At 69.8% G+C, this 13,160-nt stretch carries 10 protein-coding genes and 1 pseudogene; 10 read left to right on the top strand and 1 reads right to left on the bottom strand.

Going from position 1 to position 13,160, the window contains the following annotated elements:
- The first annotated feature begins 2 nt into the window (after positions 1 to 2).
- From ftsW to M2266_RS09365, 8 genes and pseudogenes are all read left to right on the top strand, one after another.
- Positions 3 to 1,385, top strand: coding sequence for a putative lipid II flippase FtsW (gene ftsW, locus M2266_RS09400; protein WP_277437758.1), 1,383 nt, complete (start codon positions 3 to 5; stop codon positions 1,383 to 1,385).
- Between the two features lie 6 nt (positions 1,386 to 1,391).
- Positions 1,392 to 2,486, top strand: coding sequence for an undecaprenyldiphospho-muramoylpentapeptide beta-N-acetylglucosaminyltransferase (gene murG, locus M2266_RS09395; RefSeq protein WP_277437757.1), 1,095 nt, complete (start codon positions 1,392 to 1,394; stop codon positions 2,484 to 2,486).
- A gap of 104 nt (positions 2,487 to 2,590) precedes the next feature.
- Positions 2,591 to 3,373, top strand: coding sequence for an FtsQ-type POTRA domain-containing protein (locus tag M2266_RS09390; protein ID WP_277437756.1), 783 nt, complete (start codon positions 2,591 to 2,593; stop codon positions 3,371 to 3,373).
- Between the two features lie 251 nt (positions 3,374 to 3,624).
- Positions 3,625 to 4,849 (top strand): annotated as a pseudogene (ftsZ, locus tag M2266_RS09385) (cell division protein FtsZ).
- A 223-nt stretch (positions 4,850 to 5,072) separates the two neighbouring features.
- Positions 5,073 to 5,792: a YggS family pyridoxal phosphate-dependent enzyme gene (locus M2266_RS09380; protein WP_277441127.1), complete on the top strand. Its 720-nt coding sequence runs from the start codon at positions 5,073 to 5,075 to the stop codon at positions 5,790 to 5,792.
- A 64-nt stretch (positions 5,793 to 5,856) separates the two neighbouring features.
- On the top strand, positions 5,857 to 6,453 hold the full coding sequence (gene sepF / locus M2266_RS09375) for a cell division protein SepF (RefSeq protein WP_277437755.1): 597 nt from the start codon (positions 5,857 to 5,859) through the stop codon (positions 6,451 to 6,453).
- Between the two features lie 61 nt (positions 6,454 to 6,514).
- Entirely contained in the window at positions 6,515 to 6,799 is a 285-nt protein-coding gene (locus tag M2266_RS09370) for a YggT family protein (RefSeq protein WP_138356950.1), read from the top strand.
- Positions 6,800 to 6,848: 49 nt separating this feature from the next.
- Positions 6,849 to 8,027 (top strand): DivIVA domain-containing protein, encoded by a 1,179-nt coding sequence (locus M2266_RS09365; protein WP_277437754.1) that lies wholly within the window; start codon positions 6,849 to 6,851, stop codon positions 8,025 to 8,027.
- 183 nt (positions 8,028 to 8,210) lie between these two features.
- Here the strand turns inward: M2266_RS09365 and ileS are convergent, their stop codons facing one another.
- Complete coding sequence (gene ileS / locus M2266_RS09360; RefSeq protein WP_277437753.1) at positions 8,211 to 11,348, bottom strand: isoleucine--tRNA ligase; 3,138 nt, start codon at positions 11,346 to 11,348, stop codon at positions 8,211 to 8,213.
- 571 nt (positions 11,349 to 11,919) lie between these two features.
- Between ileS and M2266_RS09355 the strand changes: the two genes are divergently transcribed.
- On the top strand, positions 11,920 to 12,483 hold the full coding sequence (locus tag M2266_RS09355; RefSeq protein ID WP_277437752.1) for a TraR/DksA family transcriptional regulator: 564 nt from the start codon (positions 11,920 to 11,922) through the stop codon (positions 12,481 to 12,483).
- Between the two features lie 139 nt (positions 12,484 to 12,622).
- Positions 12,623 to 13,138 carry a signal peptidase II gene (gene lspA, locus M2266_RS09350; protein ID WP_277441126.1) on the top strand — a complete coding sequence of 172 codons (516 nt, stop codon included), beginning with the start codon at positions 12,623 to 12,625 and terminating at the stop codon, positions 13,136 to 13,138.
- Positions 13,139 to 13,160: the final 22 nt, after the last annotated feature.

Below are 13,160 nucleotides of genomic sequence, written 5' to 3'. Positions count from 1 at the left end.
GCATGACGGCAGACCGTTCCGCCGCCCGCGGCGTCGAACGCCGTTCCGGCGAAGGGGCGGCCCGCGTGCTGCCCGCCAAACGCGTCGCGGCGGGCCCCGCCAGGCCCGTTCCCCCGCGCAGAGACGTTTCCGCCCGGCGGTCCGGTCCCCTGGCAGGGCCACGCAGGCTCCACGACCGCCTCCAGGCGGCCTGGGACCGGCCGCTGACCGCTTATTACCTGATTCTCGGCGGAAGCCTGCTCATCACCGTCCTCGGGCTGGTGATGGTCTACTCCGCGTCGATGATCCAGGCGCTGCGCTACGGCTACCCGTCCACGTTCTACTTCCGCAAGCAGTTGCTCGCCGCCGCCATCGGCACCGTGCTGCTGATCGCCGCGGCCCGTATGCCCGTCAAGGTGCACCGCGCGCTGGCGTATCCGCTGCTGCTCGGCGCCGTTTTCCTGATGTGCCTGGTCCAGGTGCCGGGAATAGGGCAGACGGTGAACGGCAACACCAACTGGATCTCGCTCGGCGGCCCTTTCCAGCTGCAGCCCAGCGAATTCGGCAAGCTCGCGCTCGTCCTGTGGGGCGCCGACCTGCTGGCCCGCAAGAGCGACCGGAACCTGCTGGTCCAGTGGAAGCACCTGCTGGTTCCCCTGGTGCCCGTGACATTCATGGTGCTCGGCCTGATCATGCTCGGCGGCGACATGGGCACCACGATCATCCTCACCGCGATTCTCTTCGGCCTGCTGTGGTTGGCCGGCGCCCCCACCCGGTTGTTCGTGGGAGTGCTTTCCGGCGCCGCGTTCCTCGCGTTCCTCGCCATCAGGACCAGCCCCAACCGGATGTCACGGCTCGGTTGCATCGCGGCGAGCGATCCGGGCGCCAATGACCAGTGCTGGCAGGCCGTGCACGGGATCTACGCGCTCGCTTCCGGCGGCTGGTTCGGTTCCGGACTGGGCGCGAGTATGGAAAAGTGGGGCGAACTGCCCGAGCCGCACACCGACTTCATCTTCGCCGTCACCGGGGAGGAACTGGGTCTCGCGGGGACGCTGTCGGTTCTCGCCCTCTTCGCGGCCCTAGGCTATGCGGGTATCCGCGTGGCCGGTCGTACGGAGGACCCCTTCGTCAGGTTCGCAGCGGGTGGCGTGACAACCTGGATCACGGCCCAGGCCGTGATCAACATTGGTGCGGTGCTCGGCCTGCTGCCGATCGCCGGAGTCCCGCTTCCGCTGTTCTCCTACGGAGGTTCGGCCCTCCTGCCGACCATGTTCGCGATCGGGTTGCTCATCTCCTTCGCGAGGAGTGAGCCCGGGGCGCGAGCGGCACTGGCCGTGCGCGGGCCCGGAGTGATGACACGGACGATGAGGCGGTTCGTCAAACGACGGCCGTCCGGGAAGCGGTGAATTTCGGTGCATGTCGTACTCGCCGGCGGGGGGACCGCCGGCCACATCGAGCCTGCGCTCGCGCTCGCCGATGCCCTGCGCAGGCAGGATCCGACGGTAGGAATCACGGCGCTCGGAACGGAAAAGGGCCTGGAGACCAGGCTTGTCCCGGAGCGCGGCTATGAACTGGCGCTGATCCCGGCCGTTCCGCTGCCACGACGCCCCACGCCCGAACTGATCACCGTCCCCGGACGGCTGCGCGGCACCATCAAGGCCGCGGAGCAGATCCTGGAGCGCACCAAGGCCGATGTGGTCGTCGGGTTCGGCGGTTACGTCGCGCTGCCCGGCTACCTCGCCGCCAAGCGGCTCGGCGTGCCGATCGTCGTCCACGAGGCCAACGCCCGCCCCGGCCTCGCCAACAAGATCGGCTCCCGCTACGCCCACGGCGTGGCGGTCAGCAGCCCCGACAGCAAGCTGCGCAACGCCCGCTACATCGGCATTCCGCTGCGCCGGACGATCGCCACTCTCGACCGGGCCGCCGTGCGCGCCGAGGCGCGGGCCTACTTCGGGCTCGACCAGAACCTTCCGACGCTGCTGGTCTCGGGCGGTTCCCAGGGCGCACGCCGGCTGAACGAGGTGATCGCCACGGTCGCCTCGCGACTGCAGCAGTCCGGCGTCCAGATCCTGCACGCCGTCGGCCCGAAGAACGAACTCCCGATCGCCGACAACATGCCCGGAATGCCGCCCTACCGGCCGGTTCCGTACATCGACCGGATGGATCTCGCCTACGCGGCCGCCGACATGATGCTCTGCCGGGCCGGCGCGATGACGGTCGCCGAGCTGTCCGCGGTGGGCCTCCCGGCCGCCTACGTCCCGCTGCCCATCGGCAACGGCGAACAGCGCCTCAACGCCCAGCCGCTGGTCAAGGCCGGCGGCGGGCTGCTGGTGGACGACGCGGAGGTGACCCCGGACTGGGTCGTCGGCAACGTGCTCCCGGTGCTCACCGATCCGCACCGGCTGTACGAGATGTCCCGGCACGCCGCCGAGTTCGGCCGCCCCGACGCCGACGACCTGCTGGTCGGCATGGTGTACGAGGCGATCGCCGCCCGCCGGGCAGGATAGGAGCCCCCCGGGCGGGCCGGGCGGCCGACGAGGTCGCCGGCCCGCCCAGGGGCGGCCCCTGGTCATGCACCAGGGGTGGTCAGGGCGCAGGAGAGGGCGAACGCATGGCCGGACCGACCACCGCGGAGCGCGGCGAGAACGCGGCGCCGGCCGCCCCCGCGCGTCGCCTGCCCGCCCGCCGCAAGCGCGTGCGCCGCGCCGTGCTGCTCCTGCTCGTCCTCGTCACGGTGCCGGCCGCCGTCGGGAGCTGGCTGGTCTACGGCTCGTCCTGGCTGCGGACCGAGGACGTCACGGTCAGCGGCACCAAGGTGCTCACCCCCGACCAGGTGCTCGCCGCCGCGGACGTGCCGCTCCGGGGCCCGCTCGCCTCGGTCGACACCGGCGCCGTCGAACGCCGGCTGCTCGCCGCCCTGCCGCGGATCGCCGCGGTGACCGTCGAACGCGACTGGCCGCACACGATCGACCTGAAAGTGACCGAGAGAGCGCCTTCCGCGGTACTCAAAAGCGGCGGGAAGTTCATCGAAGTGGACGCGGAAGGCGTGCGTTTCGCCACCGTCGTCACCGCGCCGGCCGGTGCGCCTCTCGTGGAATTGACCGCGGATCAGTCGGCGAGCCTTCTGCACTTCGGGACAAAGGCCTTGCTGCAAGCCGCTGTCGAAGTCTCCGCGGACCTCCCCGATTCCATCCGCAAGGATGCCCGTGTCATCAGGATGCGGTCCTACGACAGCGTCATCGTCGAACTGTCCGGCGACCGGACGGTGGTGTGGGGGAGCGCGGAGGACGGCACCCGGAAGGCGGAGGTGCTGACCGCCTTGATGAAGGTGGCGAAAAACGCCAACAGATTCGATGTAAGCGCTCCCAGCGCCCCCGCCGCATCGGGAAGTTGACGCCGGGTATCCCGGTTCGCCCCCTGGTTCGCCCGACCGGGCCGTGATCACATAGGGTCAAAAGAAAAACGGGAGGTTCGGCGTGTTCGTTGAACGCACACCGCTTGTCGACTTAGTGTCCTGTCCCAAGGAACGCAAGGGACAGGCATACTGGTAACCCTAAACCTCAGCGTTAGGGGGTTCGGGGCAGCACCGGCGAGCGTACCGACCGTCCCACAGGCATACGTAACTCGAGGCGAGAGGCCTTCGACGTGGCAGCACCGCAGAACTACCTCGCAGTCATCAAGGTCGTCGGAATCGGCGGCGGTGGCGTCAATGCCATCAACCGGATGATCGAGGTCGGTCTCAAGGGCGTCGAGTTCATCGCGATCAACACCGATGCGCAGGCCCTCCTGATGAGCGACGCCGACGTCAAGCTCGACGTCGGCCGCGAACTCACCCGCGGCCTCGGCGCCGGCGCGAACCCGGATGTCGGCCGCAAGGCCGCCGAGGACCACCGCGAAGAGATCGAAGAGGTGCTCAAGGGCGCCGACATGGTCTTCGTCACCGCGGGTGAGGGCGGCGGCACCGGCACCGGCGGCGCGCCCGTGGTCGCCAACATCGCGCGCTCGCTGGGCGCCCTGACGATCGGTGTGGTCACCCGGCCCTTCACCTTCGAGGGACGCCGCCGCGCCAACCAGGCCGAGGACGGCATCGCCGGTCTCCGCGACAACGTCGACACCCTCATCGTCATCCCCAACGACCGGCTGCTGTCCATCTCGGACCGCCAGGTCAGCGTGCTCGACGCGTTCCGGTCCGCGGACCAGGTCCTGCTGTCGGGTGTGCAGGGGATCACCGATCTGATCACCACCCCGGGTCTCATCAACCTGGACTTCGCCGACGTGAAGTCCGTGATGTCCGAAGCCGGGTCCGCCCTCATGGGCATCGGTTCGGCCCGTGGCGACGACCGCGCGGTCGCGGCAGCGGAGATGGCCATCTCCTCGCCGCTGCTCGAAGCGTCCATCGACGGCGCCCGCGGTGTGCTGCTCTCCATCTCCGGCGGCTCCGACCTCGGCCTGTTCGAGATCAACGAGTCGGCCCAGCTGGTGAGCGAGGCCGCGCACCCCGAGGCCAACATCATCTTCGGCGCCGTCATCGACGACGCGCTCGGCGACGAGGTCCGGGTCACCGTCATCGCGGCCCGGCTTCGACGGCGGCCAGCCGCCGCCCAAGGGCAGCCGCGACAAGGTGCTCGGCGCGTACGGCGCCCGCGAGGAGGCCCCCTCGGCCGCCCCCGCCCGGGTCGGCGGCCAGCCCGAGGTCCCGCGCCCGGCCTCCTACAGCGGTCTCGGCAGTGTGCCGGTCCGCGCCGAGGAGCCGGAGCCGGTCGCCGAGGTCGCGCCGCCGACCCCGGTCACCCCGCCGCACGTGCCGCCGGCCCGTCCCTACCAGGACTCGGCGGCCGAGGAGCTGGACGTACCCGACTTCCTGAAGTGACCTTCCCTCAGTTCTCCGGGTGAAGTGACCTTCTTGTCCTTTTGTTCGTGAAGTGGCCGTAATCGGCCTCTCGGTGAACGGCGCGCATCCGTCCCTCCCTACGAGGAGGGCGCGATGAGCGCCGTTCGCTGTGTATCCGCCCACTCGCCCGTTTCGGTACGGCTGCGGGTGAGATATCCCATGTTCGTACCATCGCATTGATTGAAGGAACGTGAGCGAGGCAGTGACGGATCGCAGGGCCGAACTGGCCGCGAACCTGGCCCGGGTCGAGGAGCGCATCGCCACCGCGTGCGACGCGGCGGGACGCGACCGCAAGGACGTGACCCTCGTCGTGGTCACCAAGACGTACCCCGCGAGCGATGTGCGTCTTCTCTCGGAACTCGGCGTTCGGCAGGTCGCGGAGAACCGCGACCAGGACGCCGCCCCGAAGGCGGCCGCCTGTGCTGATCTGTCGTTGACCTGGCACTTCGTGGGCCAGTTGCAGACCAACAAAGTCCGTTCCGTGGTCGGTTATGCCGATGTCGTGCACTCCGTCGACCGGCTCCGACTGGTCGGCGCGCTGTCCACCGCGGCCGCCGCCCGCGGCCGCGAGGTGGGCTGCCTGGTCCAGGTCGCCCTTGACGCCGAGTCAGGGACCCAGGGCAGCAGGGGCGGAGTCGCGCCCGACGTCGTCGACGGCCTCGCCGACGCGATCGCCGCCGCGCCGGGCCTCCGGCTCGACGGGCTGATGACCGTCGCCCCGCTCGAGGGCCCCTACCGGGGCCAACCCCGCGCAGCCTTCGATCGGCTGGCGGAAATCGCATCCGGCCTGCGCGCGGCCCATCCGGCTGCCACCATGGTCTCCGCAGGGATGAGCGCCGACCTGGAACAGGCGGTGGCGGCGGGAGCGACACATGTACGCGTCGGTACTGCGGTACTCGGAGTCCGTCCCGGGCTCCGGTAACGTCACCAACCAAGTCGGACCACAGCAATAAATATGGTCTTTCCCCGCTGAGAGGACGCAGAGCATGGCCGGCGCGATGCGCAAGATGGCGGTCTACCTCGGCCTCGTGGAGGACGACGGGTACGACGGCCCGGGATTCGATCCCGACGACGAGTTCGAACCCGAGCCGGAGCCTGAGCGCAACCACAGGCCACGCAGTCAGCACAATCAGCACAATCAGCTCGCCCAGCACCAGCCACAACAGGACGAACCGGCACGACTCGTCCATGCGCCCGCCCCCCGCGAACCGCGGATCGCCCCAGTGGCGTCCATCACACCCGAACGCCACAGCATGGAGAAGAACGCACCGGTGATCATGCCCAAGGTCGTGTCCGAGCGTGAGCCGTACCGGATCACCACACTTCACCCCCGCACCTACAACGAAGCCCGTACCATCGGGGAACACTTCCGCGAGGGCACACCGGTGATCATGAATCTGACGGAGATGGACGACACGGACGCGAAGCGCCTTGTCGACTTCGCCGCCGGCCTGGTCTTCGGCCTGCACGGCAGCATCGAGCGGGTGACGCAGAAGGTGTTCCTGCTGTCGCCTGCTAACGTCGATGTCACGGCGGAGGACAAGGCCCGCATCGCCGAGGGCGGGTTCTTCAACCAGAGCTGAGCACCACCACCGAGGAAATCCGGCCGACAGGCCGAAGGCGAGCAGGGGAGAGGGAAGCGCGATGAGCTACGCACTACAGGTGCTCTACATCGTGCTGATGTGCTTCCTGATCGTGCTGATCTTCCGGTTGGTGATGGATTACGTCTTCCAGTTCGCGCGCTCGTGGCAACCTGGGAAGCCGATGGTGGTGGTCCTCGAGGCCACTTACACTGTCACCGATCCGCCACTCAAGCTTCTGCGGCGGTTCATTCCGCCGCTGCGTCTCGGGGGCGTGGCGCTCGACCTGTCCTTCTTCGTATTGATGATCATCGTGCTCATCCTGCTCCGCGTTGTCGGGAGTCTGTGATGAACGATGCGGACTCCCGATATGTCGACGATCACGTTGAGGTGAAGAGATGCCGCTGACCCCCGAGGACGTGCGGAACAAGCAGTTCACGACCGTCCGCCTCCGAGAAGGCTATGACGAGGACGAGGTCGACGCCTTCCTCGATGAGGTCGAGGGAGAGCTGACCAGGCTCCTACGAGAAAACGAGGACCTGCGCGCCAAACTGGCCGCGGCCACCCGAGCCGCCGCCCAGAACCAGCAGCAGGGCATGCGCAAGCCGGAATCGCAGGACCGTCCGGTCCCCGCCGCCATATCCGGACCGCAGCCCGTGCCGCCGCAGCAGATGGGTCCGCCCCAGCAGATGGGGCAGCCTCAGCAGCAGTCCGGCGCGTTGCAGCTGCCGGCCGGGCCGAGCGCCCAGCAGCAGCACGGTCCCGGTCCGATGGGCCAGGGCCCCATGGGCCAGGGTCCGATGGGTCAGGGTCCGATGGGCCAGAACATGGGCCAGAACAACATGGGCCAGCAGCACCCGATGCAGCAGCAGCACCCCATGCAGCAGCAGCATCCGATGCAGCAGCAGGGCCACCCGATGCAGCAGCAGTCGCCCGGCGGCGACAGCGCGGCCCGGGTGCTCTCGCTGGCGCAGCAGACCGCCGACCAGGCGATCGCGGAGGCCCGTTCCGAGGCCAACAAGATCGTCGGCGAGGCGCGCAGCCGCGCCGAGGGCCTGGAGCGGGACGCCCGTGCCAAGGCTGACGCCCTGGAGCGGGACGCGCAGGAGAAGCACCGCGTCGCGATGGGCTCGCTGGAGTCCGCCCGCGCCACGCTGGAGCGCAAGGTCGAAGACCTGCGCGGCTTCGAGCGCGAGTACCGGACCCGCCTGAAGTCCTACCTGGAGAGCCAGCTGCGTCAGTTGGAGACCCAGGCGGACGACTCGCTGGCTCCGCCGCGGTCCTCGGCTGCGCCGTCGCTCCCCGCCCCCTCCATGGGCGGCACGATGGGTGGGTCCATGGGCGGTGGCATGGCTTCGGCCGGTGCTGGTGCGATGGGCCACAACAGCGGCCAGAACCAGTCGTACGGCAACCAGGGAATGGGCCACAGCGGCCCGAACCCGACGTACGGCGGCCAGCAGCAGATGTCGCCGGCGATGACCCAGCCGATGGCGCCGGTGCGGCCGCAGGGGCCGCAGCCGCTGCAGCAGGCGCCTACGCCGATGCGTGGGTTCCTGATCGACGAAGACGACAACTAGTCGCCGGCCGCTGAGCCAAGCGGTACGGGCCGGGCCCCTGGGGAGTTTTCCTCCCTTGGGGCCCGGCCCGTTTTGCTGCCCGGGTGCGCGGATGGTTGCGGCCCCGGCCCCCTTGCGTTCGAGCCCGGACGTGGCGAAGGCCGCCCCCCACCTGGACAGGTGAGAGGCGGCCTTCGGTCGTCGCTACTGCTTGCGCAGCCGGAAGGTCAGGCCCAGCTGGTCGTCCGTGAAGGGCTCGCCGTAGGTGGTGTCCGGCTCTCCGGAGGAGAAGTCCGTGGCGAGGACCTCGTCGGAGATGAGCGTGGCGTGCTCGGTCAGGGCCGTGGTCAGGTCGTCGGTCGCCGACTGCCAGCGGACGGCGATGCGGTCCGCCACGTCCAGGCCCGAGTTCTTGCGGGCCTCCTGGATCAGGCGGATCGCGTCGCGGGCCAGGCCCGCCAGGCGGAGTTCCGGGGTGATCTCCAGGTCCAGGGCGACGGTGGCGCCGGAGTCGGAGGCGACCGACCAGCCCTCGCGCGGGGTCTCGGTGATGATCACTTCGTCCGGGGAGAGCGGGATCCGCTCACCGTTGAGCTCCACCGAGGCGGTGCCGTCGCGCAGGGCCGCGGAGAGGGCGGCCGCGTCGGCGGCCGCCACGGCCTTCGCCACGTCCTGGACGCCCTTGCCGAAGCGCTTGCCCAGGGCCCGGAAGTTCGCCTTGGCCGTGGTGTCGACCAGGGAGCCGCCGACCTCGGAGAGGGAGGCGAGGGAGATCACGTTGAGTTCCTCGGTGATCTGCGTGTGCAGCGCCGGGTCGAGGGATTCGAAGCCGGCGGCCGCCACCAGCGCGCGGGAGAGCGGCTGGCGGGTCTTGACGCCGGACTCCGCGCGGGTCGCGCGGCCGAGCTCCACCAGGCGGCGGACGAGCAGCATCTGCTCGGAGAGGACCGGGTTGATCGCGGACTCGTCGGCCACCGGCCAGGACGCGAGGTGGACGGAGTCCGGCGCGTCCGGGGTGACCGGGACGACGAGGTCCTGCCAGACGCGCTCGGTGATGAACGGCGTCAGCGGGGCCATCAGCCGCGTGACCGTCTCCACCACGTCGTGCAGGGTGCGCAGCGCGGCGGCGTCGCCCTGCCAGAAGCGGCGGCGCGAGCGGCGGACGTACCAGTTGGACAGGTCGTCGACGAAGGAGGAGAGCAGCTTGCCCGCGCGCTGGGTGTCGTACGACTCCAGGGACTCGGTGACGTCCCGGGTGAGGGTGTGCAGCTCGCCGAGGAGCCAGCGGTCCAGCAGCGGGCGGTCGGCCGGGGCCGGGTCGCCCGCGCCGGGGGTCCAGCCGGCGGTGCGGGCGTACAGGGCCTGGAAGGCGACGGTGTTCCAGTAGGTGAGGAGGGTCTTGCGGACCACTTCCTGGATCGTGCCGTGGCCGACCCGGCGGGCGGACCAGGGCGAGCCGCCGGCCGCCATGAACCAGCGGACGGCGTCGGCGCCGTGCTGGTCCATGAGCGCGATGGGCTCCAGGGTGTTGCCCAGGTGCTTCGACATCTTCCGGCCGTCTTCGGCGAGGATGTGACCCAGGCAGACCACGTTCTCGTAGGACGACCGGTCGAAGACCAGGGTGCCGACGGCCATCAGCGTGTAGAACCAGCCGCGGGTCTGGTCGATCGCCTCGGAGATGAACTGCGCGGGGTAGCTCTTCTCGAAGACCTCCTTGTTGCGGTGCGGGTAGCCCCACTGCGCGAAGGGCATCGATCCGGAGTCGTACCAGGCGTCGATCACTTCGGGGACCCGGACGGCGGTGAGCTCGCAGCCCTCGCTGCGGCAGGTGAACGTGACGTCGTCGATGTACGGGCGATGCGGGTCCAGGGCGGACTGGTCGGTGCCCGTGAGCTCACCGAGCTCGGTGAGGGAGCCGACGCACGTGAGGTGGTTCTCCTCGCAGCGCCAGATCGGGAGCGGGGTGCCCCAGTAGCGGTTGCGGGAGAGCGCCCAGTCGACGTTGTTGTTCAGCCAGTCGCCGAAGCGGCCCTGCTTGACCGATTCCGGATACCAGTTGGTCTTCTCGTTCTCCCGCAGCATCGCGTCCTTGACCGCGGTCGTGCGGATGTACCAGGACGGCTGCGCGTAGTAGAGGAGCGCGGTGTGGCAGCGCCAGCAGTGCGGGTAGCTGTGCTCGTACGGGACGTGGCGGAAGAGGCGGCCGGTGCGCTGGAGTTCCGCGACCAGCTTCTCATCCGCCTTCTTGAAGAACTCGCCGCCGACGAGCGGGACCTCGGGCTCGAAGGTGCCGTCGGGGCGGACCGGGTTGACCACGGGCAGGCCGTAGGCGCGGCAGACCTTGAGGTCGTCCTCGCCGAAGGCGGGGGACTGGTGGACCAGGCCGGTACCGTCCTCGGTGGTGACGTACTCGGCGTTGACGATGTAGTGCGCGTCCGGGATTTCGACGAAGTCGAAGGGGCGCTCGTAGGTCCAGCGCTCCATCTCGGCGCCGGTGAAGCGGGTGCCGGTGGCGGTCCAGCCCTCGCCGAGGGCCTTCTCCAGCAGCGGCTCGGCGACGACCAGCTTCTCGGCGCCGTCGGTCGCCACGACATAGGTGACGTCGGGGTGCGCGGCCACGGCGGTGTTGGAGACCAGGGTCCAGGGGGTGGTCGTCCAGACCAGGAGGGCGGCCTCGCCCGCGAGCGGGCCCGAGGTCAGCGGGAAGCGGACGAAGACGGAGGGGTCGACGACCGTCTCGTACCCCTGCGCCAGCTCGTGGTCGGACAGGCCGGTCTGGTCCTTCGGGCACCAGGGGGCGACGCGGTAGTCCTGGACCAGCAGGCCCTTGTCGAAGATCTGCTGCAGCGACCACCACACGGACTCCACGTACTGCGGGTCCATCGTGCGGTAGGCGTCCTCCAGGTCGACCCAGTAGCCCATGCGGGTCGTCAGCTCGGTGAAGGCGTCGGTGTGGCGGGTCACCGACTCGCGGCACTTCGCGTTGAACTCGGCGATGCCGTAGTCCTCGATGTCCTGCTTGCTGGTGAACCCGAGTTCCTTCTCGACGGCCAGCTCGACGGGCAGGCCGTGGCAGTCCCAGCCGGCCTTGCGGGTCACGTGGTGGCCCCGCATGGTCTTGAAGCGGGGGAAGACGTCCTTGAAGACGCGGGCCTCGATGTGGTGCGCGCCGGGCATGCCGTTGGCGGTCGGCGGGCCCTCGTAGAAGACCCACTCGGGCAGCCCCTCGGACTGTTCGAGGGAGCGGGAGAAGATCTTGTTCTCGCTCCAGAAGCCGAGCACCTCGTGCTCGAGAGCGGGAAGGTCGACCTGGGCGGGTACCTGGCGGTACTGCGGCGTCATCGGTGGTGCCTCCGGCGGACTGTCACGTGTTTCCGTGTTCTCCGACGAAGGGACGAGAGCTTACGCTCCCGCGGTACCACCCTTCTTGGCCCGGGAGGCGGCGCCTCCTGGACCCCCTCGATTGGGGACGCGATGCCGGTTCTACTCGCCCTGCGGCTTTCCTCCGGCGGCTCCGGGGTGATCTTCGCGTCGCGCACACCCCCGGGCTTCCACCGTCCCCGGGTCGCTCTTGGCTGCGTGCGGCGCTACTCGTCCCTTTCCACGCCTTTCGCTTCGGTCAGTGTACGGGGCCGGGGGCGGCCGTGTCGGCCGGGTTTGGCGGGCCGGCGGGCCGGTTCCCGCTGACCCGAATGGCCGGATCGGGACAACCGAAGTCCGGCCGTACGGCGTCACTACGGGTGGTTACCGGCATACCTGGTGTGCTGCCTGGGCACACAGGATGCAGACCCGTCGGCCCACCGGGCGCGGCGGGAGGATCGAGCGGCGTGCCCCGTTGCCGCGGGTCCGGAGCCGTTCTACCGTTCCGGCACGATCCGCGCGCAGGATCACAGAATGTGAAGGGGTCGCGGCCATGGTCGTGAAGAAGACCGCCGCCAAGAAGACGACACCGGCGAAGAAGGCGGCCACCGTCGCCAAGAAGGCCGTGGCGAAGAAGACGGGAGCCAAAAAGGTGGTTGCGAAGAAGACGGCGGCCGGAACGGTCGCGTCCGCGGTTCCCGCCTCCCGGGCGGCCGACGAGCCCGGTGTGCTCCCGGTCCGGCAGGGCGAGGACCCGTGGTCCGCGTCGGAGGTCCTGGAGGCCCGCGCCGAGCTGCTGGCGGAGGCCGAGCGGCTGCGGGCCGAGATCGCCTCCTCGGAGGCGTCGGTGGCGGGTCTGCTGCGGGACTCCGGGGGCGGCGCGGGTGACGACGACGCCGACACCGGCGCCAAGAACATCACCAGGGAGCACGAGATGTCCCTGGCGGCGACCGCCCGCGAGACGCTCGCCCAGTCCGAGCACGCCCTGGAGCGGCTCGACGAGGGCACGTACGGCCGCTGCGAGTCCTGCGGCAACGCGATCGGCAAGGCGCGGATGCAGGCGTTTCCGCGCGCCACGCTGTGCATCGACTGCAAGCAGCGGCAGGAGCGCCGCTGACCCGCGGGAGCGGGTGCCGTACCCTCGTCGAAAGCCAGGATCCGGCCTGGCGGCACAAGGCTGAGGGACTGACGTGACGGAAGCGGAGCACGGCATCGAGGAACGGGACGAAGAGGCCACGGAAGCGGCCGGTGCCCCTGTGGAGGCCCCGCTCGCCGCACCGAGGGGCAAGCGGCGCATCACCGTCCTGCTCGCGGTGGCCGCGCTGGCGTACGCCCTGGACCTGCTGTCCAAGCTCTGGGTGGTGACCAGCCTCGAACACCGGGACACCCCGATCGACGTTCTCGGCAGCTGGCTGCGGCTGGAGGCGATCCGTAACGGGGGAGCGGCCTTCGGCTTCGGCCAGGGCATGACGATCATCTTCACGATCATCGCGGCCGGGGTGATCGTGGTGATCGCCCGGCTGGCGCGCAAGCTCTACAGCCTGCCCTGGGCGATCGCGCTCGGGCTGCTGCTCGGCGGGGCGTTCGGCAACCTCACGGACCGGGTCTTCCGCTCGCCGGGGTTCCTGGAGGGGCACGTGGTCGACTTCATCGCCCCCGCCCACTTCGCGGTCTTCAACCTCGCCGACTCCGCGATCGTCTGCGGCGGCATCCTGATCGTGCTGCTGTCCTTCCGCGGCCTCGACCCGGACGGCACCCTGCACCGGGACTGAGGCACGGCGGCCCCCGGGACCG

Origin of the sequence: Streptomyces sp. SPB162 (genome assembly GCF_029504575.1) — a bacterium.
GTDB lineage: Bacteria > Actinomycetota > Actinomycetes > Streptomycetales > Streptomycetaceae > Actinacidiphila.
Note: the sequence above shows the minus strand (reverse complement) of the source record. Positions and strands in the feature narration are given on the sequence as shown.

Coding starts and splice junctions, on each gene's coding strand:
- ftsW (WP_277437758.1), top strand. CDS start 3: ATGACGGCAGACCGTTCCGCCGCCCGCGGCGTCGAACGCCGTTCCGGC.
- M2266_RS09390 (WP_277437756.1), top strand. CDS start 2,591: ATGGCCGGACCGACCACCGCGGAGCGCGGCGAGAACGCGGCGCCGGCC.
- sepF (WP_277437755.1), top strand. CDS start 5,857: ATGGCCGGCGCGATGCGCAAGATGGCGGTCTACCTCGGCCTCGTGGAG.
- M2266_RS09370 (WP_138356950.1), top strand. CDS start 6,515: ATGAGCTACGCACTACAGGTGCTCTACATCGTGCTGATGTGCTTCCTG.
- M2266_RS09365 (WP_277437754.1), top strand. CDS start 6,849: ATGCCGCTGACCCCCGAGGACGTGCGGAACAAGCAGTTCACGACCGTC.
- ileS (WP_277437753.1), bottom strand. CDS start 11,348: ATGACGCCGCAGTACCGCCAGGTACCCGCCCAGGTCGACCTTCCCGCT.
- M2266_RS09355 (WP_277437752.1), top strand. CDS start 11,920: ATGGTCGTGAAGAAGACCGCCGCCAAGAAGACGACACCGGCGAAGAAG.